Raw genomic sequence first — 23,590 nt, forward strand, 5'->3', positions numbered from 1 at the left:
GGGTACCTCCCACGCCCTTAAGGCAGTGGGGGAGGGCAGGGCGGGCGTCATGGGCGCGCTCGCCGTCCGCCAGCCCGTCGGCGTCGTCACCTGCGTCACCTCGTACAACAACCCCTGGGCCAACCCGGCCGGCAAGATCGCCCCCGCCCTGGCCATGGGCAACACGGTCGTGGTGAAGCCGGCACCCCAGGACCCCCTGTCCGTCTACCGGATGGCGCAGGCGCTGGAGGCCGCCGGTGTGCCGCCGGGCGTGGTGAACGTGGTCAGCGGTGCACGGACCGAGGTCGGTGAGGCGGCCGTGGACTCGCCGGACGTCGACATGGTCAGCTTCACCGGCTCCACGGCGGTCGGGCAGCGCATCGCCGAGGTGTGCGGGCGCGGCATGAAACGGCAGTTGATGGAGCTGGGCGGCAAGGGCGCGGCGGTCGTCCTCGACGACGCCGACATCGGCTCGGCCGTGTCCGGCATCGGCACCACCTTCTCCTTCTACAGCGGGCAGATCTGCACGGCACCGACACGGGTGCTGGCGCAGCGAGGGATCTACGAGCGCCTGGTCGAGCAACTGGCCGCATACGCACGTCGGTTGAAGGTGGGTGATCCCCGGGAGCCGGACACGGTCGTCGGGCCGGTGATCTCGGCGGCACACCGGGACCGGGTGGAGTCGTACGTCGAACTGGGCCGCAAGGAAGGCGCGGTGGTCGTCACGGGCGGCGAACGCCCTGGCCTGCCGACCGGCTTCTACGTCGCCCCGACCCTCCTCGCCGACTGCACCAACGACATGCGCGTGGCCCGCGAGGAGATCTTCGGTCCGGTGGTGGTCGTCATCCCCTTCGACGACGAGGAGGAGGGCGTGGCCCTGGCCAACGACACCGACTACGGCCTCATCGACTACGTCTGGTCGTCCGACGTGGCCAGGGCCTTCCGCGTGTCCCGGCGCCTGCGGGCGGGCGGCGTCGGGATCAACACCGTGGGCCGCAACATGGAGGCCCCCTTCGGCGGCTTCAAGAAGAGCGGCGTCGGCAGGGACGTCGGCTCGTACGCCCTGCACGCGTACAGCGAGGTGCAGGCGATCGTCTGGCCGGGGTGACGAGCGGCTCGCGCTTCGGATGGGCATCACCCTGTGTCAGCTCAGCAGCCCTGCCACCGTGGTGACCAGGAGCGCGATCAGGGTGAGGGTGGCTCCGAAGGCGACGCCCGCGCGGATGAGGGCACCGGCCGCTGTCGCACCGTCCGCACGAGCGAGAAAGGCGGTCACCGCGCCGGTCAGGGCGGCGATGATCACGGCCGTGATGACGGCCAGGATCGTCAGCGTGGTCAGGAACGCGAGAGGCATCAGGATCTCCTTGGTCAGCGTGCTTGTGCCTGTGCCGCAGACTCTGGCGATTCCTGTGTTCGCCGTGGTTCACCTGGACAAGAATGAACATCGCTGAACGGCGGGAGGGCTGTCCGAGGTGGGGGAGCAGGGGTGGAAGGCGATGCGGCGTACTCCGACGGCATGGCGAAGTTGCGGGAGCGGCTGAGGGACCTGCGCGGGCGGGCCGGGCTGACGAGGGAGCAGCTGCGAGCACGTACCGGGCTCGGAAACACCACGATCAGCCAGGCCTTCAACGACGGTCCGAAGGACCCCGCATGGACGACGGTCGCCAAGCTCACCAAAGCCCTGGGAGTCGATTCCGCCGGACTGGACGAGCTTCAGGAACTCTGGAAACTGGCCCAGCCTCCAGCATCCTCCGGAGGGCGGCGCACGGACCAGGTGCGCGGGAGAACCGACGTGAGGACCGACGAGCCCTGCATCGCCGATGTGGGCCCGCAGGCTCTCGAAGTACACCGTGCCGTGCTGGCGGCTCCCGACTCCGGCGGTTACCCCTTCCTCACTCCCTACATGCCCCGAGCGCACGATGCCGAACTGCGCGCGTACCTCACACCGGCTCTGGCAGGCGGGGAATCGGTGCTGTTGATGCTCACGGGAGACTCGGCCACCGGTAAGACACGCGCGTTGTTCGAGGCGTTGGGCAAGCTTGCTCCCCATCACCGGCTCCTGCGCCCGTCAACTTCCGGTGAGCTGCTGCGCCTTCTGCTCGATGGGAACTTCCAGCCCCGGACGGTTCTCTGGCTCAACGAGGCTCAGCGCTTCTTCTACGGTCACGGTGCCGAGCAGGCGGCGGCCGAGCTGCGCCGGTTACTGGTCTCGGCTCCCGGACTCACAGCCGTAGGCACCCTGTGGACCGATCCGTACTGGGAGGAACTGACGCGCTCCGGCCGTGCCGGAGATCCGCACGGGCAGGTCCGGGGGCTGCTCGACTGCGCAGCGTGTCGCCGGGTCATGGTGCCCGACCACTTCTCGGCTGCCGAACTGCGGACATGGCGCACCGTGGCACGGGCTGCCGAAGCCGATGGGGACCGTCGGCCCGCCGACGCATTGCGGGCAGGGGTGGCGGACGGCCGGGTCGTGCAACACCTCAGCGGAGGCCCTGCCCTTCTCGCCGCTTACCGGTGCGGCCCCGGAAGCCACTTCAGCCACGTGGAACACGCCGTGCTGACAGCGGCCCTCGACGCACGGCACCTCGGTCACCGACGTCCCCTTCCCGCCGGACTGCTCGCGGACGCCGCCGACGGCGCGTTGCACCCGCGGCGCCGACCCAACGGTGCGGCCTGGGCCGATGCGGTGCTGAAGGCCCTGAGCACAGGCGAACGTGATGACGGGCGGCGCACCGACATACGGCACACCCTGACGGCGATGCACACCCCACTCACCCGGTCCGGCAGCGATGCGGTGTACGAACCGGCCGACTACCTCGTCCAGCATGCCGGCGGCGAGTCCCCGGACCGGCCCGCGACGCCCTCCCTCTGGCGCGCCCTGCTCGACCACACCACGGACGCGGACGACCTCATGAGCCTCGGCTGGTCCGCCCTCCATCGCGGATACCTGATGCAGGCAGCACGCCTGTGGCACAAGGCCGTTGTCGTCGGCCACCCGACGTGCGCCTATGCCCTGGCCGAACTGCTGGACGACGACATCGACCCGCAGGGGAAGGGCCGTCTGTGGGTCGCCGGTCACGCCCCTCTGTACGACCCGGACGGTGTGCGGCTCCTCCTCGATGTGCTCCATGGGAGCGAACAGCCCGCGGCGGTCGACGTGCTGATGCGGCGAGAGCCCGAGATCCACGTCGACTGCGACGACGCCGAGGCGGTCGCCTACTTGCTGGAGAGGCTTCGCACAGCAGGACTTCAGGATGCCGCCGTCATGTTGGCCGCACGCGCGGTGGAAACGTCGGACGCCACCGATGCCGAATCGTGCACCGACCTGTTGGTGTCCCTGCGCACTCTGGGGCTCGACGACGCCTGTCGAGTACTCGCCGCCCGCGCCGCTCGTGAGGTCGATGCGACGAACGTGGCCTTCCTTTCGTTCCTGCTGGCGGAACTGAACGCCCACAGCCCGGCGCACGCCGCTGTTCTGGCCGCGCGTGCGGCGGCAGAGATCGACATCAGTGACGCCAACAACGTGGCGACGCTTCTCGACGCGTTACGAGAGCAGGATCTGCGCGACGCGATCACCGCACTGCTCGACCGCGCTCCTGAGGCGCAGGCCGGCCTTGACGACCCGGAAGCTGTTTCCTTGCTCATCCAGGCCTTGGAGGAACTCGGGCAGAGGGAAGCTGTGAACGCTCTCCTCGCCCGTGACCCGGGTGCGTCCGCTGATGTCTCCGACCCGGATGCCGTGTCCTGGCTGCTGCATACCCTGCTGGTCCACGACCGGTCCGCGGAGGCCTTCGCAGTGGCCGCTCGCGCGGCCGGTGAGACCGACATCCTCCATCCTTCGCCTGTCGCGGAGCTGCTGGAGTTCCTTCATGAACTCGACATGGGAACCGAGGTCGCCACTTTGCTCGACCGCGGAGTGGCGGCCCATGCGGACGTCGATGATCCCGAAGGTATCGGGGAGCTCCTCGTCGCCCTCCACCGTCTGGAACAGGGGGAGGCATTGGCGTCGCTCGCGTGCCGGGCCGCGTCCGAGACGGACGTCTCGGACCTGGAAGCGGTCGATGTGCTGCTGGAGAGCTTGGAGGAGGTCGGACAGCACGCGGCCGTCAGGAAACTGCTCAGCCGTGTCCCGGACCTCGAAGCGGACGACGAAGTGCCGCCGCCCGAGGAACCGGCGCTTCCATGGGGAATCGATGTCGACGGCAACCCCGTCGGCCGCTGGACCTGGGACGAGATGAACCTGTCCTGAGGAGGAGGCCTCAGACGTCCGTCAGATCCACCCGCACCGTCAGCAGATCCGTCCCGAAGGCCCGCACCCCCAGCCCGTTGACCCTGGGCAGCCGGCGCAGTCGCGCCACCGGGTCGTCGTCCGGCAGCAGGTGCGCGGTCCCCGTGTGCCACCGCCCCCGGATCCGCACCCGCACCCGCGGATCCGCCTTGATGTTGCGAACGTACTGCGACCGTTCGCCGAACTCCGACACCAGCCAGAAGGAGTCGCCGACGCGGCGGCCGCCCACCGGTGTGCGGCGGGGCAGGCCCGAGACGCGGCCCTTCGTCTCCAGGACGGTCTGGAGGGGGAGGTGGCGCACGATCGGGTTGACGCGGCGCTGGAACGACGTGGCGGCGCGGAATCTCAGGTCGGCGAGGCGGGACATCGTCGGCGGTCTCCTTCGCACGAAGCTCTCACGGTTTCTGCAACGGTTCCTGCTTCAATGATCCCTGACGCGGCGGGACGAGAGCGGGTGGCTGCGGATGCGGATCGTGACGTGGAACCTGTGGTGGCGCTTCGGGCCGTGGCAGGCACGGCAGAAGGCGATTCTGACGGCCCTGAGGGAGCTGCGACCCGACGTCGTCGGCCTCCAGGAGGTGTGGGCCGCCGACGGCGAGAACCTCGCCGAGTGGCTGGCCGGTGAGCTGGGCCTGCACTGCGCCTGGGCCGCCTCGCCCGCACCGGAGCGCTGGCGGCGGCGGATCGGGGACCCGACGGTGGACATAGGCAACGCCGTACTCAGCAGATGGCCGGTCGTGGACCGGGACATGCTGCCGCTGCCCGCCCCGGCCGACACGGACGACGGCCGGCTGGCCCTCTACGCCCGCCTGGCCGGCCCCGGCCACGACATCCCCTTCTTCACCACCCACTTCACCTCCGCCGTGCACGCCTCGGCGGTCCGCTGCCGCCAGGTCGCCGCGCTCGCCGAGTTCGTCGGCCGGCACCGCGGCGGCACTTCGTTCCCGCCCGTCGTCACCGGTGACCTCAACGCCTGGCCCGACTCCGACGAGATCCGCCTCCTCGGCGGCTACAAGACCGCCCCGGCCGTGCCCCGCCAGGTCCTCCTCGACGCCTGGGAGTACGCCGACCCGGCCGCCCCCTCCGCCACCTGGGACGCGGCCAACCCGTACGTGGCGCGGACCCACGAGCCGAGCGTGCGCATCGACTACATCCACGTGGGCCCGCCCGGCCCCGGCGGACTCGGCCACGTACGGGACGTCCGGCGGGCCTGCGACGGCCCGGTGGACGGGGTGTGGCCCTCCGACCACGCGGCGGTCGTGGCCGACCTGGCGGCCCCGGACGGGACCTGAGACCCATTGCCGGAGTCACCCGGCGGCGCGCCCCAGGAAGATCGGGTTCGTGAACGCCGCCAGCACACCCGGCACCGGCCCCGCCGCCGCCTCGTGCCGCAGTTCCGCCCGTACGTACGCCGCGTACGACGGCGTCGTCCGCCACTCGACGGCACCCGAGCCGGACACCGGCAGCGGGGCGCTGGTGTGCAGCACGCCCTGGTCGGTGACGAAGCGGACCGTGCAGCGCGGAGCGCCCGTGACCTCCAGGCGGACGGTGACCGGGGAGTCGCGGTCCACTCGCAACCGCTCGCCGATGCCCGCGTGTTCCCCGCGTGCGCCGGACGCCCGGAACGACAGCTCGACCTTGGCGGACTCGGCGACGTACGACCGTCCCGCCCGGATGCCCTCCTGGATCGCCCGGCGCGTCAGCTCGTCGGCCAGGACGACCGTCTGGGGGCGCCCGACGGCGTCCGGGTCGCGGTGGGCGTCACTGCTGCCCATCGCCGGGATCCAGTCGCGCCCGTCCCGCACGGACGCCACCAGCATGCTGTCCCAGTCGGCGAGGGCGACCTCGTCGTCGGGCGTGTAGGGGCCGTTCCACACCTCGACCGCGTCCGCCTCGCCGAAGCCGAACTTCCAGTTGCAGCCGACGCACGTGGCGTGCGGATGAGCCGGGACGACCAGGCCTCCGGCGCGGCGGATCTGGCGGGCGAACCGGCCGAAGCGGTTGTCGCGGGCCCGGTAGCGCCAGTCGACGAAGGTGCCCGGGTCGGTGCCGAGCGCGACGACGTGACCGTTGCGCGTGGTGACCTCCTCGCCCAGCATGACCAGCAGGTCGTCCCCGGCCACGTCCGACCAGTGGGCGTGCGCCGCGTGCGTGTTGTGCTCGGAGGAGTTGATGAAGTCCAGCCCCGCCGCCCGCGCCAGCGCCCCGATCTCGGCCGGTGTGCGGCGGCCGTCGGAGTACCAGGAGTGCAGATGGCAGTCGCCCCGGTACCAGGCACGGCCCCGGCCCCCGGCCCGGTCCGGCGGATACACGGGCCGGGCGGCCTCGCCCGGCTCGCCGTACGTCAGCGTGATCGTGATCTCGTACGACAGGCCCTGCGGGGCGACCGTGTACGGGCCGAGCGCGATGTGCCAGGTGCCCTCGCGCACCGGGCCCGGGACATAGCCGGGCGTCGCCTCGTCCGCGCGGATGAAGAACTCAGTGCGCGCCCCGCCCGACCAGCCCCGGAAGCCCCGGCCGCCGAGCTCGGTGCCGCGGTCGTCGAAGATGCCGATGTCGAGGGCGTTGCCGGTCGTGCCGGCCGGGACGGACGGGCGGTCGTAGCTGTAGGCGACCTTGATCTCCCGGACACCGGCCGGGACCTCGACGGGCACGTACACGAAGTCGGGGGAGCCGGGCGGCAGGGTGCCGCGCACCGTTCTGCTCTCCTGGTCCCCGTCGCCCTGGTTCCCGCCGGCCGCTGAAGCGAAGCTCACGCTTCCCAACGTAAGCGCGGCGGCCGCTCCCGTCACGAACAGAGCGCGCCGGCCGAACCCGCCGTGGTTGTCCTCGCACATGCTGCTGCTCCCCAGGTGTCGTCCTCTGACATGGCATGGGTGGTGCGGGCGTGGTGCGGTGCAACCCTTGTATTGAGCCGTGAACCGGCGTGTAAGGGAAGGGAATCCGGCGGCGGGCAGCAGCGGAACAGGCCGGGGCGGCCGGGAAGTCCGGGCGGTGAGCGACGGAGTATCCCGACTGGTCGGTATGGACAGTCGGGTCCCCCTCGGGTACAGATAGGCCATGCGCATCGCCGTAACGATCTTCCTCACCGACGAGACGATCACCCCGACCCGGCTCGCACGCGAGCTGGAGGACCGGGGCTTCGCCGGGCTGTATCTGCCCGAGCACACGCACATCCCCGTCGAGCGGACCACCCCGTACCCGGCGGGCGGCGAGCTGCCGCGCGAGTACGGACGCACCCTCGACCCGTTCGTGGCGCTCGGCCAGGCCGCCGCCGTCACCGAGCGGCTCGGCCTCGGCACGGGCATCACGCTCGTCGCCCAGCACGACCCGATCGCCCTGGCCAAGCAGGTCGCGACCCTGGACCATCTGTCCGGCGGCCGGTTCACACTCGGGCTCGGCTTCGGCTGGAACGTCGAGGAGGCCGCCGACCACGGCGTACGGTGGGGAGCCCGGCGCGAGCTGGTGCGGGACCGGATGGCGCTGATGCGGGCGCTGTGGTCGGAGGAACCGGTCGCGTACGAAGGGGAGTTCGGCAGCGTCCGGGCCAGTCACGCGCACCCCAAGCCCGTGCAGAAGCCGCGCGGCCCGGTCGTCGGCCCGCGCACGCTCATCGGCGGCGCCGCCGGGCCGAAGCTGTTCTCCCATATCTGCGAGTACGCCGACGGCTGGCTCCCCATCGGTGGCCGCGGCCTGTCCGAGTCCCTGCCGCTGCTGCGCACCGCCTGGGCCGAAGCGGGCCGCGACCCCCAGGCCCTCCAGGTCGTCCCGTACGCCGTCCACCCGACTCCCGGCAAGCTCGCGCACTACGCCGACCTCGGCATCGAGGAGGTCGTGGCACAACTGCCACCGGCGGGGGAGGCGGAGATTCTGAAGGCGCTGGACGGATTGACGGGATATCTTCCAGGTACCTGACAACTCGACGGGACACAGGGGGAGAGCGCAGCGTCATGAGGTTCGCCTGGTTAGCGTGGCTCTGGCGGCATTTCACCGAATACGGCTACAGCCAAGGGCTGTTGCCCGCCGCGATCGGCACGTCGGCCGTGCTCGTGACCGCCGCGCTGGTCTGGTTCTCCCTGCACCGCCACAGGCCCCTCGCCGTGGTCCTCAGCGGTTTCGTGACCGCCCTGGGCATCGGGTGGCTGGCCTTCCACTGACGGGGCTCGGCCCGGTTGATCAGCGCGATCGTATGCTCGAAGGATGACGACTTCCGCGACCTCCGGAACCGGCCCCACCGAGAACTCCATGCGTCGCGCCCTGAAACGGGCCAGGGACGGCGTCTCGCTCGACGTCACCGAGGCGGCCGTCCTGCTCCAGGCCCGGGGCGCGCACCTGGAGGACCTGGCGGCCTCGGCGGCCCGGGTGCGGGACGCGGGCCTGGAGGCGGCCGGCCGACCCGGCGTCATCACGTACTCCAAGAGCGTCTTCATCCCGCTGACCCGGCTGTGCCGGGACAAGTGCCACTACTGCACGTTCGTCACCGTCCCCGGCAAGCTGCGCCGGGAGGGCCACGGGATGTTCATGTCCCCCGACGAGGTCCTGGACATCGCCCGCAAGGGCGCCGCCCTGGGCTGCAAGGAAGCCCTCATCACCCTCGGCGACAAGCCCGAGGACCGCTGGCCGGAGGCGCGCGAGTGGCTCGACGCGCACGGCTACGACGACACCATCGCCTACGTCCGCGCCATCTCCATCCGCATCCTGGAGGAGACGGGCCTGCTGCCCCATCTGAACCCGGGCGTGATGTCCTGGACCGACTTCCAGCGCCTCAAGCCCGTCGCGCCCAGCATGGGCATGATGCTGGAGACCACCGCGACCCGCCTCTGGTCGGAGCCGGGCGGCCCCCACTACGGCTCCCCCGACAAGGAGCCCGCCGTCCGCCTGCGCGTCCTGGAGGACGCCGGCCGCTCCTCCGTCCCCTTCACCTCCGGGCTGCTCATAGGCATCGGCGAGACCTACGAGGAGCGCGCCGAGTCCCTGTTCGCGCTGCGGAAGGTCTCCCGGGCCTACCACGGCGTCCAAGAACTGATCATCCAGAACTTCCGCGCCAAGCCGGACACCGCGATGCGCGGCATGCCCGACGCGGAACTGGACGAACTGGTCGCCACGGTGGCCGTCGCCCGCCTCCTCATGGGTCCCTCGGGCTGCATCCAGGCCCCGCCGAACCTCGTCGACGACGAGTACGAGCGGCTGATCGGCGCCGGCATCGACGACTGGGGCGGGGTGTCCCCGCTGACCATCGACCACGTCAACCCCGAGCGGCCCTGGCCGCAGATCGAGCAGCTCGCCGAGAAGTCCCGGGCGGCCGGTTTCGAACTGCGGGAACGGCTCTGCGTGTACCCGGAGTTCGTCCGGCGCGGCGAGCCCTGGCTGGACCCGCGGCTGCGTCCGCACGTGGCGGCGCTCGCCGACCCGGAGACCGGCCTGGCCCGCCCCGAAGCCCTGCCGCAGGGCCTGCCGTGGCAGGAGCCGGAGGAGGTCTTCGTCGCGTCAGGCCGCACCGACCTGCACTCCTCGATCGACAGCGAGGGCCGCAGCAGCGACCGCCGGGACGACTTCGACGAGGTGTACGGCGACTGGGGCGCCCTGCGCGAGGCGGCCGCCCCCGGCATGGCGCCGGAGCGCATCGACACCGACGTACGGCAGGCCCTGCGCACCGCGGCCGACGACCCCACGAAGCTCACCGACGACGAGGCACTGGCCCTGCTGCACGCGGACGGCCCGGCCCTGGACGCCCTCGCGCAGGTCGCCGACGACGTCCGCAGGTCGGCCGTCGGCGACGACGTCACCTACATCGTCACCCGCAACATCAACTTCACCAACGTCTGCTACACGGGCTGCCGTTTCTGCGCCTTCGCGCAGCGCCGCACGGACGCCGACGCCTACACCCTGTCCCTGGACCAGGTCGCCGACCGGGCCCAGCAGGCCTGGGACGTCGGCGCGGTGGAGGTCTGCATGCAGGGCGGCATCCACCCGGACCTGCCCGGCACGGCGTACTTCGACATCGCGCGGGCCGTGAAGGAACGCGTCCCCGGCATGCACGTGCACGCCTTCTCGCCGATGGAGGTCGTCAACGGCGCGACCCGCACCGGCATGTCGATCCGCGAGTGGCTGACCGCCGCCAAGGAAGCCGGCCTGGACACCATCCCGGGCACGGCCGCCGAGATCCTCGACGACGAGGTCCGCTGGATCCTCACCAAGGGCAAGCTGCCCGCGGCGGACTGGATCGAGGTCGTGACGACGGCCCACGAGCTGGGCATCCGGTCGTCCTCGACGATGATGTACGGGCATGTCGACCAGCCCCGCCACTGGCTGGGCCACCTGCGCACCCTCGCCGGCATCCAGCAGCGCACCGGCGGTTTCACCGAGTTCGTGACGCTGCCGTTCGTGCACACCAACGCGCCCGTGTACCTCGCGGGCATCGCCCGCCCCGGCCCGACCATGCGGGACAACCGCGCGGTCACGGCCATGGCCCGGCTCCTGCTGCACCCGTACATCCCCAACATCCAGACCAGCTGGGTGAAGCTGGGCACCGAGGGCGCGGCCGAGATGCTCCGCTCGGGCGCCAACGACCTCGGCGGGACGCTCATGGAGGAGACCATCTCCCGGATGGCGGGCTCCTCCTACGGCTCGTACAAGTCGGTCAAGGACCTCATCGCGGTGGCCGACGCGGCGGGCCGCCCGGCGAAGCCCCGGAACACCCTGTACGGGGAGGTCCCGCCGGAGCGGCAGCGGGCGGCGGAGGTGTCGGACGGGCATCTGCCGGAGCTGCTGCCGGTGCTGGACTGAGCGGGCTGGGCGGCTGACGGTCTGCTGGCCTCCGGCGTCGGTCGGCTGATGCGCCGTCACCGTGCGGCCGGCCGTGGTGCGGAGTCCGGTGGTGGCGGGGCGGCCGTGCCGCGGTCCGGCCGATGTCGAGGGCCCGCCTGGCGAAGCCACCGGAACGCCCTGCTGGGGGAAGTCCCGCAGGAGCGGCAGCGGGCGGCGGAGGTGTCGGACGGGCATCTGCCGGAGCTGCTGCCGGTGCTGGACTGAGGGGTCTACCGGCCCCCGGCGTCCGCCGGCTGCTGTGCCGTCACGGCACGGTCGGGCGCGGCGCCGGGGCTCTTCGGCGGTGGGAGAGCCGTGCCCCGGCCCAGCCAGAGCAGGAGCAGGCCGAGCGTGCAGGCGATCGCCGGCCAGTAGACGTAGCGGAAGTCCGTCGCGGGCATGATCGGCAGATAGCCGAGGATGTAGGCCGCCGAGCTGATGCCCAGCGCCCGGACCGGCATCGAGAACCGGCCCTTGCCCGGGCGGATGGCCAGCACCAGCGCGACGGCGAGCCAGAACCACCCGCGGAACAGCCACCGCACGTCCGTCACCATGCCGTTGACGTACGTGCCGAGCATGTCCTCCAGCCGGGGATGCGCCACCTCGATGCCCAGGTCGTTGCGGCTGACCCCCGCTTTGTACGGATCGTCGGTCTCGAACAGCAGAGTCGTGAAGAGCCGCAGCCGGTACTCGAGATAGTCCGGCACATGCCCGCTCATCTCGCGCAGCCACAGGGACGTGATCTCCCCCGAGTCCCCGCGCAGCCCGTCCGCCGGGCGTTCGTAGCAGGCCCAGTAGGCGTCCGACAGGGCACCGACGCGCTCGCACTCCTGCGCGGAGGCCACGAGCCGGTCCCTGAGACCGCGTGGCACGTCCGCCGTCCGGAGCTCGTCCACCTCCAGTACATGGACCAGGTCGTCGAGCATGATCTGTGCGGCCTGTTTCGTCTCGAGAGGCCGCGCGAACAGGGAGATGGCGGCGGTCGGTACGACGAGGGCGGCCAGGAGTGCCGCCGTGCACGTCACCCACGTACGGCGTCCGGGAGCGCGCCACAGTGCGAGGACCAGCATGACGAAGACGGGGAGCGCGGCGAAGAAGGCGTTCTTGCGCACCAGCATGGCGTACGCGAGGAACAGCACGCCCAGCCCGAGCAGCCCCCACCGCACGGCGGGACGAGGAGGTCGGTGGTCCCGCAGCCACAGCCCGGTGAGCGCGACCGCGCACGCGGCGAGCAGTGCGACCGCCGTGTGGACGTCCTTCCACACCACCCCGACGAACGTCAGCACGAAGGGAGTCAGACCGACGCCGAGTACGGCGAGCGAGCCGCCGCGGCTCGCGGTCAGCTCCCAGACGCACCAGGCCAGCACCCCGAGCGCTCCCCAAAAAAGAACGGCCTGGAGGACGAGCATGGACGCGATCGAGCCGGTCACCGCGATGAGCGCACGCCACACCAGGCTCAGCACGGGCGGGTGCCAGTCGGTCAGGGGCGTCTTCCCCTCGGCCTGCCGGAGCTGGTCGAGGCTGTCGGGACTCAGGTAGCCGGGGAAGAACACGAGGATCGTGCCCAGGCAGCAGACCGCGGCGACGGCGGCCAGCCCCCAGACCCAGCGCTGCGCACGCGGCAACCACGGCATTTGTCCCATATGCCGGATGCTAACGGGTCGTCGGGTGCCAGCCGGTCAGGGTGCGACGAAGACGTATCGCCGGTAGGCGTAGAAGCGGAACAGGGTCGCGAGCACCCAGCCGAAGATGCGGGCGGTGTTGTCGCTGAGCGGCGAGTCGAGCCCCAGCAACTGCCGGGACGCGAAGACCGTGCCCGCCGTGATGGCGAGACCGACGCCGTTCGCGACGAGGAACAGGCCCAGTTCGTGGGCCACCTTCTCGCGGTGCTGGTGGCGGTAGGTCCAGTAGCGGTTCCCGGCCCAGCTGAAGAGCGCGGCGGCGCCCGTCGCGACGACGGAGGCCTGGACGGGAGCGGCCCCCATCGGCCCGCCCTCCGCGCCGCCGGGCAGCCCGAAGACCAGCAGGTTGTAGCCGCCGTTGTCCACGACGAAGGCCAAGGCCCCGACCACTCCGAACTTGGCGGCCTCGCGCCAGATACCCCGTACGGCATCACGGACGGAACGTGTCACAGAGGCGAGAACCGGCACAGAGCGAGAGTAGCCACCCGGCGCGCCACCACCCCATAGACGCGCGCATACCGCATGATTTCCCTCATATGTGACTATTCGGCACCGGCTCGGATGCTCGGATGAGGAGTGGGAGGTGGTCGTGGAACCGACGATCGCGTGTGTCGTGCCGTGCCACAACGAGGAGGCGGCCGTCGGCAAGGTGGTCCGCGACCTGCGCGCGGCCCTCCCCGAGGCCGTCGTGTACGTCTACGACAACGCCTCCACCGACCGCACCGTGGAGGTCGCCCGGGCGGCGGGCGCGATCGTCCGGCAGGAGCCCCGCAAGGGCAAGGGCAACGTCATCCGCCGCGCCTTCGCCGATGTCGACGCCGACGCCCTGCTCATCATCGACGGCGACGACACCTACGACGCCTCGCGCGCCCGGGACCTGGTGGACCTGCTCTTCGACGGGCCGTACGACCAGGTCGTCGGCGCCCGCCGGGTGACGGACGACGGCGCCTACCGGACCGGACACGCGGTCGGCAACAAGCTGCTCACCGGCGCCGTGCGGTCCCTGTTCGGCAACGACGTGACCGACATGCTCAGCGGCTACCGGGTCTTCTCACGCCGCTTCGTGAAGTCCTTCCCGGCGCTGGCCCGGGAGTTCGAGACCGAGACCGAGATGACGATCCACGCCCTCCACCTGCGTCTGCCGACGGCGGAGGTGGTCGTGGACTACCGGGTCCGGCCCGCCGGCGGCGAGAGCAAACTGCGCACCTACCGGGACGGCTGGCGCATCCTGCGGGTCATCCTCGACCTGGCGCGGCGCGAGCGCCCCTCCCTCGTCCACACCGTGATCGCCGGCGTCCTGGCCCTGGTCTCGGTCGTCCTCGGCATCCCGGTCATCGCCGAGTTCGTCCGCACGGGCACCGTGCCCCGCGTCCCCACGGCGATCCTCGCCGCCGCGATCATGACCATCGCCGCGCTCGTCCTGCTCGTGGGCTACATCCTCGAGTCGCTCACCCACATGCGGCAGGAGCAGACCCGGCTCGTGCACCTCTCCTACCCGGCCCCCGTCCGCACCCCGCGCTACACCACCCACGGAGCCGGCACCGGCCCCGTACCGGTCCGGAAAACCGTCGACGGCCCCTGAGCCGCCTGGGGAGCCACGGGCTCGCAGTACGATGATCGGAACCCCCGTTCCGCGGGGTCCCGTGACTGAGGAGATGCGTGCCCGTGCCTGCCCGACTTCCTTCGTGGGCCTGGGTGACCGGGCTGACCGTGGGAGCGATAGCCGCGGTGACGGTCCTGGCCGTGCAGGCGGACCGGGGCCCGCACCCCACCGCGACCTCGGCCAAGCCGAGCACCTCGGTGTCGGCGCAGCCCACACCCACGGCTTCGGTCCCGGCGAGGGTGCCCGACGGCTCCGGCACCGGCCGGCGCATCGTCTACTCCCTCGGCGAGAAGCGGGTGTGGCTGGTCGACGCGAGCGAGGCGACCCGCCGTACGTTCACCGTGTGGCCGGGCACGGTCAGCCCCGACCCCGGCACGTACACGGTGTCGTCCCGCAACGAGGCCACGACCGGCTCCGACGGCGTCCAGATCGAGCACATCATCTACTTCGCCGCGAAGTCCGGCGTCTCCGTCGCCTTCTCCAACGCGGTCGACGGCGCCTCGCCGCCTCCCGCCGACTCCGGCGCCAAGACGGGCGGAGTCAGGATGCGGAAGGCGGACGGCACGGCGCTGTGGGCGTTCGGCACCGTCGGCACGACGGTGACCGTGGTCAAGTAGCGGCCGGGGTCAGGCAGCCGGGTCCGACTGCTTGGACGGCAGGTGGTTGACGATCAGCACGAGCCCGCTGAACAGGAACACGCGGGTGGCGGCGTCCAGCCCGTTCCAGCTCTTCGACTGCCACATGGAGAACCACTCACCGCCGATCGCGATGAACCCGGCGCCGAACAGCAGCAACACCATCAGCAGCCCGTACGTGGACATCCGCCGGGCCTGCTGCTGATCACGTCTGGCCCACAGCCAGGTCCCGTATATGAGGACGAGCGCGGCGACGGTCTCCCAGATGATGATCAGCACGTAGGCGGTGTCCTGGAGCCCCGTACTGGTGATGGCCCGCCACATCAGGTCCTCGTCCTTGAACGTGGTGTCCATGGCGAGGACATGCCGGACGAACTGCTGGTTGGTGCCGAAGTCGGTGATGTTCCCGAACGCGACCAGCGCCATGTAGAGGGCGACGGAGGCGGTGAGCAGGGCGGCGGCGAGAGGCAGCGCGCCGCGGCGCGAAGTGGAGGAGGTGGCCATGCCGATCATTCTTCCCGAGCGGCGGTCGCCGACGGGCCAGAATGACGACGGAAGCCGGCCGGGCGAGGCGAGGGGACGTACGGATGGCACAGGCGAGACCGTCGATGCAGGACCTGATACGGCAGCGGACCCGGGCCGGTTTCGTCGGCCGGGTCGCTGAACGGTCCCTGTTCCGCGCGAACTTCGACACCCCTCCGCACGACGAAGGCCACCGCTTCCGCTTCCACGTACACGGCAACGCGGGCGTCGGAAAGACCTTCCTGCTGAGGGAGTTGGAGCAGATCGCCCGCGAGCAGGGTGCGCTGACCGCGTACGTGGACGACAGTTCCGGCAGCGTGCCGGAGGTGATGGCGCAGATCAGCCGCCAGTTCGCCGCGCAGGGCCGCCGGTTGAAGGAACTCGACCGCACGCTCGCCGCCCACGACGAACGCAGGCACGAGGCGGAGCTGGCCGCGCTCGCCGCCCTGGACGCGCAGGCGGAGGACGCGGGCCCGACGGTGGGCGGGAGGGTGGTGGCCCGGGCCGGGATGGTCGCGCTGGGGATGGTCCCGGTGGTCGGCCCCCTCGCGGGCCTGCTCGACTCCGGCGAACTCGCGGGCGGAGTGGACCGGTTCCGGGAGAGCGTCCTGGCCCGCTTCCGCGACCACGAGGACGTACGGCTGGTCCTGGCCCCGGAACAGGTGCTCACCCCGGTTCTCCTGCGCGAACTCTCGGACGCCGCCACCTCCACCCCCTGGATCGCCCTCTTCCTCGACACCTACGAGCGGACGGCCCCGTACCTCGACCACTGGCTGCACGAGACGATGACCACCGACCGCTACGGCGCCATGCCGGCCACGGCCGTCGTGGTCACGGCGGGCCAACGCCCCCTGGACACCGCCCTCTGGGGCGGCCTGAGGGACTTCGTCACGGACGTCCCGCTGTCCCCCTTCACCGAGGCGGAGGCCCGCGGTCTGCTGGCCGGCAAGGGCGTGACCGCCGAACCGGTCGTCGAGGAGGTCCTGCGCCTCACCGGCGGCCTCCCCGTCCTCGTCTCCACTCTCGCCGAGTCCCGTCCCGCCGACCCGGACGACGTGGGCGACCCGAGCGCCACGGCGGTGGAACGCTTCCTGAAGTGGGAGCGGGATCCGGCTCGACGCGCGGCCGCACTGTCCTGCGCGCTGCCGAGATGGCTGGACGCGGACGTCTTCCGGGCGGTCACCGACTGCCCTCAGGAGCAACTGGAGCCGCTCTACGCGTGGTTGCGGAGCATGCCGTTCGTCGCCGAGAGCGGCGGGGGCCGACTGCGCTATCACGACGTCGTGCGGGCACCGATGCTGCGCGCGGAACGGAGCCGGTCACCCCGTGGCTGGGCCGAGCGGCAGCGACGCCTGGCGCGGACGTTCGGCGGCTGGCGGGAGGAGACCGGGGCAGGCGGGGATGAGCCGTGGGCCGACGAGACGTGGCGGACCCTGCGCCTGGCCGAGGTGTACCACCTGCTCTGCGCGGGTGAGCGGGACGCGCTGCCGCAGGCGCTGCGGGACTTCGTCCACGCCTGCGACGCCGGTGCGGGAGTGGCCGCGCAGTGGGCGCGCGTACTGGTGGACGCGGGGCAGGACGCGGACGCGGCGGCGGTGGCCGGGTGGGGCACCGATCTGACGGCGGCACTCGACGCGGAAGGCATCGTCACCGCACTCGGGCTGCTCCTGCGCCGCGCGGAGCTCGACGCGCCGACCCAAGCCCGGGCCCGGGTCGTACGGGGTGACGAACTGCGCGGACAGGCCGCGTACGCGCAGGCCCTCGCCGAGTACGACCGGGCCGTCGCCCTCGATCCGGAGCTGGCCGTCGCCTACCGTCAACGGGCCGGAATCCGGAGGGAATTGGGCGAGCACGACGCGGCGATCGCCGACCTGGACCGGGCCGTCGCGCTGGAGCCGGACAACTCCTGGTACGTCGCCCTGCGCGGCGAACACCACCGGCTCGCCCGGCACGACGCCGAGGCCATCCGGGACCTGAGCGAAGGGATCCGCCTCGACCCGGCCAACGAGTTCGCCTGGGCCTCCCGGGGAGCCACGCACGAACGCCGCGGAGACCTGGACGCCGCCCTCTCCGACCTGGGCCGGGCACTGGACCTCAAGCCGGACTACGCCTGGGCGCTCGCCCGCCGCGCCCGGGTCTGGCGCGCACTGGGCGATCCCCGACGCCAACTGGCCGACCTCGACCACGCCCTCACCGTGAACCCCGACTGGCCCTGGGCCCGCTGCGAACGCGGCGACGCGCTGCGCGTCGCTGGCCGCGACGAGGAGGCTGTCGCCGACTTCGACCGCGCTCTGTCCCTGGACCCCGCCTACACCTCGGCGTACGCGAGCCGGGGCGCGTCCCTCACCAACCTCGGCCGCCACGCGGAGGCACTCGCCGACCTGAACCGGGCGGTGGAACTCCGGCCGGGATATGTCTGGGCGTTGTGCCGCCGGGCGGTGCTGTACGCGCTCATGGGGCGGTTCGAGAAGGCACGGGCCGATGTGGAAAGGGTCCGGGAACTGGACTCCGAGGTACTGGAACGCCTTTCGGATACCGACCGTGCGGTACTGGGGTCGGTCCTCACCGGGTGAACAGCGTGCGAATTGCCTGTGTGCGGATGTAATTCGACCGTGACTTATTGCGTGGTGGTGGCGTAACGTTTGAGTCATTCAAAGGAGGCATCGGTGTTCGACGAGCGCAAAGAAGCGGAAATGAGGCTGTACTCCTAGGCCTTGGCCCGGGAGCTCGCTCTGAAGAAGGAGCGAGCGGAGGCCGAAGAGAACGACTCGACTCCTGAAACGGCCCCCGCCCAGGACTGAGACTCAGCGCCCCACCGCGAACTCCAGGAATTCGGACCAGGCGCCGTCGGTAAATGCCAGGTGGGCGGCGTCCTTGTTCTTGGAGTCACGGATGTGGATGGTGGGGGAGTGGGCAGGGGATATGGCGACCTCGACGCAGTCGGGTCCGTCGTTTCCGCTGTAGCTGCTCTTGATCCACGTCAGTGGGGTGGGCGTCATGTCTCTTCTCCCAGCACTTTTTCGATGAAGGCCAGTGACTCGCGGGGCGAGAGGGCCTGCGCCCGGATCATGCCATAGCGCATATCGAGGACCTGTACGTCCTTTGGGTCGCTGATCACGCGGTCGTACAGTTGGCTTTCCGTGTGACCGAGCGCCTTGCCGTCCTGGAGCTTCAGCAGGCGGAACGAGCCCATCACAGCAGCGTGGTCCTCCCGGTTCATGGGCATCACTTGGATCTCCACGTGCCGCAACTCCGCTACCTCCAACAGGTGTTCGAGTTGCCGGCGCAGCACCATCTTGCCCCCGAAGGGCCGCCGGAGTGTCATCTCTTCCTGGACAAAGGTGACCAGCGGTCGGGGCACCCGATCGAAGACGGCCTTCCGTGCCATGCGTGCGGCCACGTGACGCTCGATCTCGTCCTCGGTGTAGGACGGCCGCCGCATCGCGTACAACGCCTGGGCGTACTCCGGTGTCTGCAACAGCCCGTGGATGTGCAGGGCTGCGTAGGCCCCGAGCTCGACTGCCTGGTCCTCCAGCTTCGTCAGGTCCCGCACGGTCTTCGGATACCGGGCCCTCTCTACGTCCTCCTTCATCGCCGAGATCTTGCCGCCGGCGCCCAGCACCTCATCCGTCTTGTCGAGAAAGTCCGGCTTGGGGATCCGCCTCGCCCGCTCCACGGACGAAACCATCTCCTCGCCGTACCCGATCGCCGAGCCCAGCTCCGTCTGCTTCAGCCCCGCGGCCTCGCGCCACATCTTGATCTGCCGCCCGACCGTCCTGAGCACGGCCGCCGCTTCCTCGTCCTCCACGCCTTCCCCTCCTGACGTACGAGCCGTACGACCCCGCCACGCGCCCGGACAGTCACCCTCCGTACCGGAGTCGTTGCTGTTCAGGGTAGGGAGGTCCGGCCACGCTGGGTGACATGAGCCAGAAATCCCTCGCCGGAATCACCGCCCCCGCCCGTCACTTCGCGGTGCAGCTGTCCGCTACTCGAAGAGGTGCTCGACTGGCCCGGCTGCTCACCGAACGCCAACTCGACGAGTGGGGCGAGCCGTACGAGGCGGCCGCGCAGGTGGTGGCGGAGCTGGCCTCCAACGCCGTACTGCATGGACGGGTCCGGGGCAGGGACTTCCGGCTGCGACTGACGCTACGAGCCGATCACACTCTCCGTGTCGAGGTCACTGACGCCCGGGGCGACCGGGTCCCGTGCATCCCCGCCCCGGTGGAGCAGCAGGACACCGAGGGAGGACACGGCCTGCGCATCGTCGAGGCGTACGCGAACCGCTGGGGCGTGGCAGAGGCACCGGCCCACGGCAAGACGGTGTGGGCGGAACTGGCGATGTCACACAGTGGTGATTGACGATCAGCGTTCCCCGAGGCCGAGGGCGGCGACCTCGCGTACGGCGTCGGCGATGGCCCGGAAGTCCTTCTTGAGGAGCGCTCCGTGGTTGCTGGCGACCTTCGCGCTGATCCGGATGTTCGGGTTGCCGACGGTCACCGCGTCGAGGCCGGTGCGTGTCCGTTCCTGCTCGTCACCGCGGCTTCCGAAGGACGTCCCCGACGCGACCACATACCGCACCGGGACGGTGATGCTGCCCAGCACGGGACCCAGCTCCCGCTCCCGGGAGAGCCTGCCGAGCTCGATGTTGCTCTCGGCCTGCTGTGCGGCGGTCATCCGCGGGGTCAGGCCCGTCGGGCGCAGCAGCGGCATGAACCAGCCCAGCCGCCGGAACAGCTTGCGGATCCGCCGCTCCATGGCCTCGTCCAGCCAGTCGTACGGGAACGCGCCGTCGACCAGGACCGCACCCACGGCACGCTCCGGATTCCGCTCGGCCCAGTGCGCCGCGACGACCGCCCCGTAGGACCAGCCGACCACCAGCGCCCGCTCCACGCCCCTGGCCGCGAGAACGGCGTCGACATCGCGGACGGCCGCCTCGAAGGAGTAGTCCGCCGAACGCTTCGACTTGCCGCGTGCCCGCTCGTCGTAGGTGATGTGCCGCCACCCGGTGCCCAGTTCGGCGACGACCCGCCGCCAGTACCCCTGGGTGGCGAACTGGCCGTTGAGGTAGAGCACCGGGATCCCGGGACCGCCGGTGTCGGTGACGGCCAGGGCCGTGTCGTCGACCGGCACCATGCCGGTCCACGCCGAACTGTTCGAGGACGTGCTGTTCTTCGTCATGTGTTCCCCCTGGTGGTGGGCTCGGGCTCGGGTCGGACAGTCCTGGTGCTGTTCGTTCAGAGGCTGCGGGCGGTGATGTCGCCGTGGGAGGTGGTGGCGCGGATGTCGAGTTCGGCGGTGCCGTCGTTCTTGAGGGAGTTGCTGACGCGGCCGTAGCCGGTGCCGGCGTCCAGGGCGGCCGAGACACCCACGGCGGCGCCGACCGAGATGTCGCCGGACTGGGTGCGGAGCACGACCGTGCCGCGCACGGCCTCGGCGATCCGGATGTCGCCCCTCGCGGTGCTGATCTCCGCGTGGCCGCCCAGCCGGCCGATCTCGACGTCGCCGTCGATCGCGGTGAGGCGGACGCTCGCGGCCTCGTCGATCTTGATCTGCCGGTACGCGCCGTCGAAGACGACGTCGCCGAGACGCCCGACGCCGCGGAACTCGGCGCTGTCGGCCTTGACCTCGACGCGGGAGCCGGCGGGCAGCCGGACGGTGACCTCCACGGCTCCGGAAGGGCCGAAGAGCTGGTTGCCGGAAGCCGAGGCCGTGACCCGCAGGACGCCGTCGGCGCAGGCGACGACGGTCTTCTCGGCGGCCTTGGTGTCGCGGCTCTTGGAGGGGTCGGCGGGCAGGACCTCGACGGTGGTGTCGGCGCGGTCCGCGGCGATGAACTGGACGCGTCCGGCGGGGATGTCGAGGACGGCGGAGATCGGGGCGGGGGTGGCGAAGGTCTGCATCGTGCTCTCCTTTGACTCGTCGTTTCGGACGATGGAAAAGCTACGTTGCATTCACGTAGTCAGCAACATGCTCGTTGCGCGTAATCGCTGTTTGTGCAGCTCAATGTCGAGTAATCGTTGCAATGGCTTCAAATCAATGCAACGTTCGCGGGGCTTTCGTTGCAATGGATGGAAGTGAACGCACCGCCGCTCGAAAAACCGGTGGAGCAGCGCCGCCGTGCTGCCCTACCGTGCTGCCGGACCAAGTCGCCCAGGCAAGGACGTGCCGTTGTACACCCTGTGAGACCTCCCGAGAGCTGATGTGTCGCGCGTCGCGCATATGCGCCGCGCTCCTTTTTGCTGCGGATTTCTCACTGAAACCGGTGTACTTCTGTGCTCGATAACTGGGTTGTCATGCCCACCTGCCTGCCGACCGTCCTCCGCCGTTGCCACGCGTGCGCGTCCGAGCGTTTCCGGGCGAACGGCAAGTTCCGCGTCAACGCCAACCACAAGCTCCTCGACGCCTGGCTCCTCGTGCTGTGTACCGCTTGCGGGGACACGGCGAAGCTCACGGTCCTGGAGCGGATGAACGTGCGCTCCGTACGGACTGAGCTGCTGGACCGGATGCACGACAACGATCCTGGCCTGGCAGCCGAGCTGCTCCAGGATCCGGTCGTGCGGCGCCGTAATCGCATCGCCCTCGACTGGGACGACGCCTGGCGCCTCGACACCGGCGGATCGGATCACCTGGACCGCGAGGTGATCGACGTCTCGGTCCGCTTCGCGGCGCGGATCCCTGTCCGGCCGGTGCGACTGATCGCTGAAGGCTGCGGTCTTTCGCGGGCCGAGGTCGAGAGACTGATCGCGGAGGGGAAGCTCGTGTCGGCGGTCCGGCTGGGCGGCAGGCTCTCGGACGACTTCACCTTCACGCTCAAGCGCTGAGCCCTCCTGGGGACCCGGGCCTGTCCGGCGTGATCCGCCGGACAGGCCCACACCATTCCGCCCCCTGAACCCGCCGTCCCCGTTCGATTACAGTGCTGAGCTGTCGTACGTATGGACGGTCCCTGGGAGGTCAAGGTGGGTGCGACTGCCGGCGCCGTCTGGGGCCGTTCGGAGCAGCAGGACTTTCGCAGCCGGGTACGGGGGACGCTGCTCGGCCTGGCCGTCGGGGACGCGCTGGGTGCGCCCGTGGACGGGCTGGGGATCGTCGGGATCAGGGAGGCGTACGGGGCGGAGGGGCTGGTCGATCTGGCTCCCGCCTATGGCAGACGCGGTGCCGTCACCCACCTCACCCAGCTCACCCTGTTCTCCGTGGACGGGCTGATACGGGCCCAGGTGCGGCGGGACACCGGCGCCTGGCACCCGCCCACCGACCTGCACCGGGCGTATCTGCGCTGGGCCGCCACCCAGCGGGACTGGGGGCCCGACGAGCGGCGCAAGGACGACGGGTGGCTCGCGCGCGAGGAGTGGCTGTACGCGCGCAGGGACCCGAGTCGGGCGCTGCTCCTCGGGCTCGCCGACGAGACCATGGGGACCCCCGAGACGCCCAAGAACCCCGGCGAGCTCGGGCCCGAGGCCGCCGCCCGGTCCGCCCCGTTCGGGCTGCTCGTGGGATGGGAGCCGCAGCTCGTCGCCCAGCTCGCGGTGGAGTGCGCGGCGCAGACCCACGGTCATCCCACGGCGTATCTCGCGGCGGGCGCGTACGCCGTGATCGTGCACGCCCTCGCCCTCGGGGAGAGTCTCGACGGCGCCGTGCAGCGGGGCTTCGCGCTGCTGGCCGCCCGGCCCGGGCACCAGCCGGTGTCGGACGCGCTCCAGCACGCGCTGGGTGCCGTACGGCAGGGGCTGCCCGGGCCGGAGCGCGTGGCGGAGCTGTGCGGGGCCGGTACGGCGGAGAGCCTCGTCGGTGCCGCCGTGTACTGCGCCCTCGTCGCCGCCGACGTCCGGCACGGACTGACGCTCGCCGTCAACCACGACGGCCCCTCCGCCGCCACCGGCGCCCTGACGGGCGGGCTGCTCGGCGCCCTGCACGGCGAGACGGCCCTCCCCCCGGCCTGGCTGGCCGAGCTGGAGGGCCGTCCCACGATCCTGGAGCTGGCCGACGACTTCGCCATGGAGATGACCCAGGGGCCCGCCCTGCACGGGCCCGGTGGGTCGTCGCCGGGGTGGCTCGCCCGCTATCCGAGGGCCTGAGC

The 23,590-nt window shown here is 71.0% G+C and carries 23 protein-coding genes; 13 read left to right on the plus strand and 10 right to left on the minus strand.

The window, feature by feature from the left end:
- Positions 1 to 1,087, plus strand: a 1,087-nt coding sequence (locus tag CA983_RS11385) for an aldehyde dehydrogenase family protein (RefSeq protein ID WP_107500225.1), incomplete at its 5' end; no start/stop codon positions are given.
- A 36-nt stretch (positions 1,088 to 1,123) separates the two neighbouring features.
- Here the strand turns inward: CA983_RS11385 and CA983_RS11390 are convergent.
- Complete coding sequence (locus CA983_RS11390; protein ID WP_086600769.1) at positions 1,124 to 1,333, minus strand: hypothetical protein; 210 nt, start codon at positions 1,331 to 1,333, stop codon at positions 1,124 to 1,126.
- Between the two features lie 132 nt (positions 1,334 to 1,465).
- Between CA983_RS11390 and CA983_RS11395 the strand changes: the two genes are divergently transcribed.
- A complete protein-coding gene (locus CA983_RS11395) occupies positions 1,466 to 4,228 on the plus strand; it encodes a helix-turn-helix domain-containing protein (RefSeq protein ID WP_086600770.1) in 2,763 nt (920 codons plus the stop codon).
- A gap of 10 nt (positions 4,229 to 4,238) precedes the next feature.
- On the opposite strand, the gene CA983_RS11400 is transcribed toward CA983_RS11395, so the two are convergent.
- Entirely contained in the window at positions 4,239 to 4,634 is a 396-nt protein-coding gene (locus CA983_RS11400; RefSeq protein ID WP_086600771.1) for a nitroreductase/quinone reductase family protein, read from the minus strand.
- A gap of 97 nt (positions 4,635 to 4,731) precedes the next feature.
- On the opposite strand from CA983_RS11400, the gene CA983_RS11405 reads away from it, so the two are divergent.
- Positions 4,732 to 5,559: an endonuclease/exonuclease/phosphatase family protein gene (locus CA983_RS11405; RefSeq protein ID WP_086600772.1), complete on the plus strand. Its 828-nt coding sequence runs from the start codon at positions 4,732 to 4,734 to the stop codon at positions 5,557 to 5,559.
- Positions 5,560 to 5,574: 15 nt separating this feature from the next.
- On the opposite strand, the gene CA983_RS11410 is transcribed toward CA983_RS11405, so the two are convergent.
- On the minus strand, positions 5,575 to 7,104 hold the full coding sequence (locus CA983_RS11410; protein ID WP_086600773.1) for a CehA/McbA family metallohydrolase: 1,530 nt from the start codon (positions 7,102 to 7,104) through the stop codon (positions 5,575 to 5,577).
- 223 nt (positions 7,105 to 7,327) lie between these two features.
- Here CA983_RS11410 and CA983_RS11415 point away from each other — a divergent pair, with 223 nt between their 5' ends.
- From CA983_RS11415 to CA983_RS45805, 4 genes are read left to right on the plus strand one after another with little or no spacing between them, the layout of a single operon-like run.
- On the plus strand, positions 7,328 to 8,182 hold the full coding sequence (locus tag CA983_RS11415; RefSeq protein WP_086600774.1) for an LLM class F420-dependent oxidoreductase: 855 nt from the start codon (positions 7,328 to 7,330) through the stop codon (positions 8,180 to 8,182).
- Between the two features lie 35 nt (positions 8,183 to 8,217).
- Entirely contained in the window at positions 8,218 to 8,424 is a 207-nt protein-coding gene (locus CA983_RS11420) for a hypothetical protein (protein ID WP_086600775.1), read from the plus strand.
- A 43-nt stretch (positions 8,425 to 8,467) separates the two neighbouring features.
- The gene (locus CA983_RS11425; protein ID WP_086600776.1) at positions 8,468 to 11,053 is read left to right on the plus strand and encodes a bifunctional FO biosynthesis protein CofGH; all 2,586 of its coding nucleotides are present in this window, start codon (positions 8,468 to 8,470) and stop codon (positions 11,051 to 11,053) included.
- Between the two features lie 48 nt (positions 11,054 to 11,101).
- Entirely contained in the window at positions 11,102 to 11,299 is a 198-nt protein-coding gene (locus tag CA983_RS45805; RefSeq protein WP_143645477.1) for a hypothetical protein, read from the plus strand.
- 5 nt (positions 11,300 to 11,304) lie between these two features.
- Here CA983_RS45805 and CA983_RS11430 read toward each other — a convergent pair whose 3' ends face one another.
- Both CA983_RS11430 and CA983_RS11435 read right to left on the minus strand, forming a co-directional pair.
- Positions 11,305 to 12,717: a hypothetical protein gene (locus tag CA983_RS11430; protein WP_425276443.1), complete on the minus strand. Its 1,413-nt coding sequence runs from the start codon at positions 12,715 to 12,717 to the stop codon at positions 11,305 to 11,307.
- A 36-nt stretch (positions 12,718 to 12,753) separates the two neighbouring features.
- Positions 12,754 to 13,206 (minus strand): GtrA family protein, encoded by a 453-nt coding sequence (locus CA983_RS11435; protein ID WP_208636939.1) that lies wholly within the window; start codon positions 13,204 to 13,206, stop codon positions 12,754 to 12,756.
- A gap of 133 nt (positions 13,207 to 13,339) precedes the next feature.
- Here CA983_RS11435 and CA983_RS11440 point away from each other — a divergent pair, with 133 nt between their 5' ends.
- Together CA983_RS11440 and CA983_RS11445 are read left to right on the plus strand one after the other, a co-directional pair.
- Entirely contained in the window at positions 13,340 to 14,338 is a 999-nt protein-coding gene (locus CA983_RS11440; protein WP_086600779.1) for a glycosyltransferase family 2 protein, read from the plus strand.
- An 83-nt stretch (positions 14,339 to 14,421) separates the two neighbouring features.
- Positions 14,422 to 14,976: a hypothetical protein gene (locus CA983_RS11445; protein ID WP_167407355.1), complete on the plus strand. Its 555-nt coding sequence runs from the start codon at positions 14,422 to 14,424 to the stop codon at positions 14,974 to 14,976.
- A gap of 9 nt (positions 14,977 to 14,985) precedes the next feature.
- On the opposite strand, the gene CA983_RS11450 is transcribed toward CA983_RS11445, so the two are convergent.
- On the minus strand, positions 14,986 to 15,498 hold the full coding sequence (locus CA983_RS11450; protein WP_086600791.1) for a DUF2165 domain-containing protein: 513 nt from the start codon (positions 15,496 to 15,498) through the stop codon (positions 14,986 to 14,988).
- An 83-nt stretch (positions 15,499 to 15,581) separates the two neighbouring features.
- Here CA983_RS11450 and CA983_RS11455 point away from each other — a divergent pair, with 83 nt between their 5' ends.
- On the plus strand, positions 15,582 to 18,089 hold the full coding sequence (locus tag CA983_RS11455; protein ID WP_107500224.1) for a tetratricopeptide repeat protein: 2,508 nt from the start codon (positions 15,582 to 15,584) through the stop codon (positions 18,087 to 18,089).
- A gap of 231 nt (positions 18,090 to 18,320) precedes the next feature.
- Here the strand turns inward: CA983_RS11455 and CA983_RS11460 are convergent, their stop codons facing one another.
- Both CA983_RS11460 and CA983_RS11465 read right to left on the minus strand, forming a co-directional pair.
- Complete coding sequence (locus tag CA983_RS11460; RefSeq protein WP_086600781.1) at positions 18,321 to 18,515, minus strand: DUF397 domain-containing protein; 195 nt, start codon at positions 18,513 to 18,515, stop codon at positions 18,321 to 18,323.
- Entirely contained in the window at positions 18,512 to 19,324 is an 813-nt protein-coding gene (locus tag CA983_RS11465; protein WP_086600782.1) for a helix-turn-helix domain-containing protein, read from the minus strand. Before CA983_RS11465 ends, CA983_RS11460 begins: the two co-directional genes overlap by 4 nt.
- A 113-nt stretch (positions 19,325 to 19,437) precedes the next feature.
- Between CA983_RS11465 and CA983_RS11470 the strand changes: the two genes are divergently transcribed.
- Positions 19,438 to 19,875: an ATP-binding protein gene (locus CA983_RS11470; RefSeq protein WP_086600783.1), complete on the plus strand. Its 438-nt coding sequence runs from the start codon at positions 19,438 to 19,440 to the stop codon at positions 19,873 to 19,875.
- A 3-nt stretch (positions 19,876 to 19,878) separates the two neighbouring features.
- Here the strand turns inward: CA983_RS11470 and CA983_RS11475 are convergent, their stop codons facing one another.
- Both CA983_RS11475 and CA983_RS11480 read right to left on the minus strand, forming a co-directional pair.
- Entirely contained in the window at positions 19,879 to 20,694 is an 816-nt protein-coding gene (locus tag CA983_RS11475) for an alpha/beta fold hydrolase (RefSeq protein WP_086600784.1), read from the minus strand.
- 56 nt (positions 20,695 to 20,750) lie between these two features.
- A complete protein-coding gene (locus CA983_RS11480) occupies positions 20,751 to 21,416 on the minus strand; it encodes a DUF4097 family beta strand repeat-containing protein (protein ID WP_086600785.1) in 666 nt (221 codons plus the stop codon).
- Positions 21,417 to 21,809: 393 nt separating this feature from the next.
- On the opposite strand from CA983_RS11480, the gene CA983_RS11485 reads away from it, so the two are divergent.
- Positions 21,810 to 22,337, plus strand: a complete 528-nt coding sequence (locus CA983_RS11485; protein WP_167407356.1) for a DUF1062 domain-containing protein — start codon at positions 21,810 to 21,812, stop codon at positions 22,335 to 22,337.
- A 135-nt stretch (positions 22,338 to 22,472) separates the two neighbouring features.
- On the plus strand, positions 22,473 to 23,588 hold the full coding sequence (locus CA983_RS11490; protein ID WP_086600792.1) for an ADP-ribosylglycohydrolase family protein: 1,116 nt from the start codon (positions 22,473 to 22,475) through the stop codon (positions 23,586 to 23,588).
- Positions 23,589 to 23,590: the final 2 nt, after the last annotated feature.

It is taken from the genome of Streptomyces swartbergensis (assembly GCF_002148965.1).
Lineage (GTDB): Bacteria > Actinomycetota > Actinomycetes > Streptomycetales > Streptomycetaceae > Streptomyces > Streptomyces swartbergensis.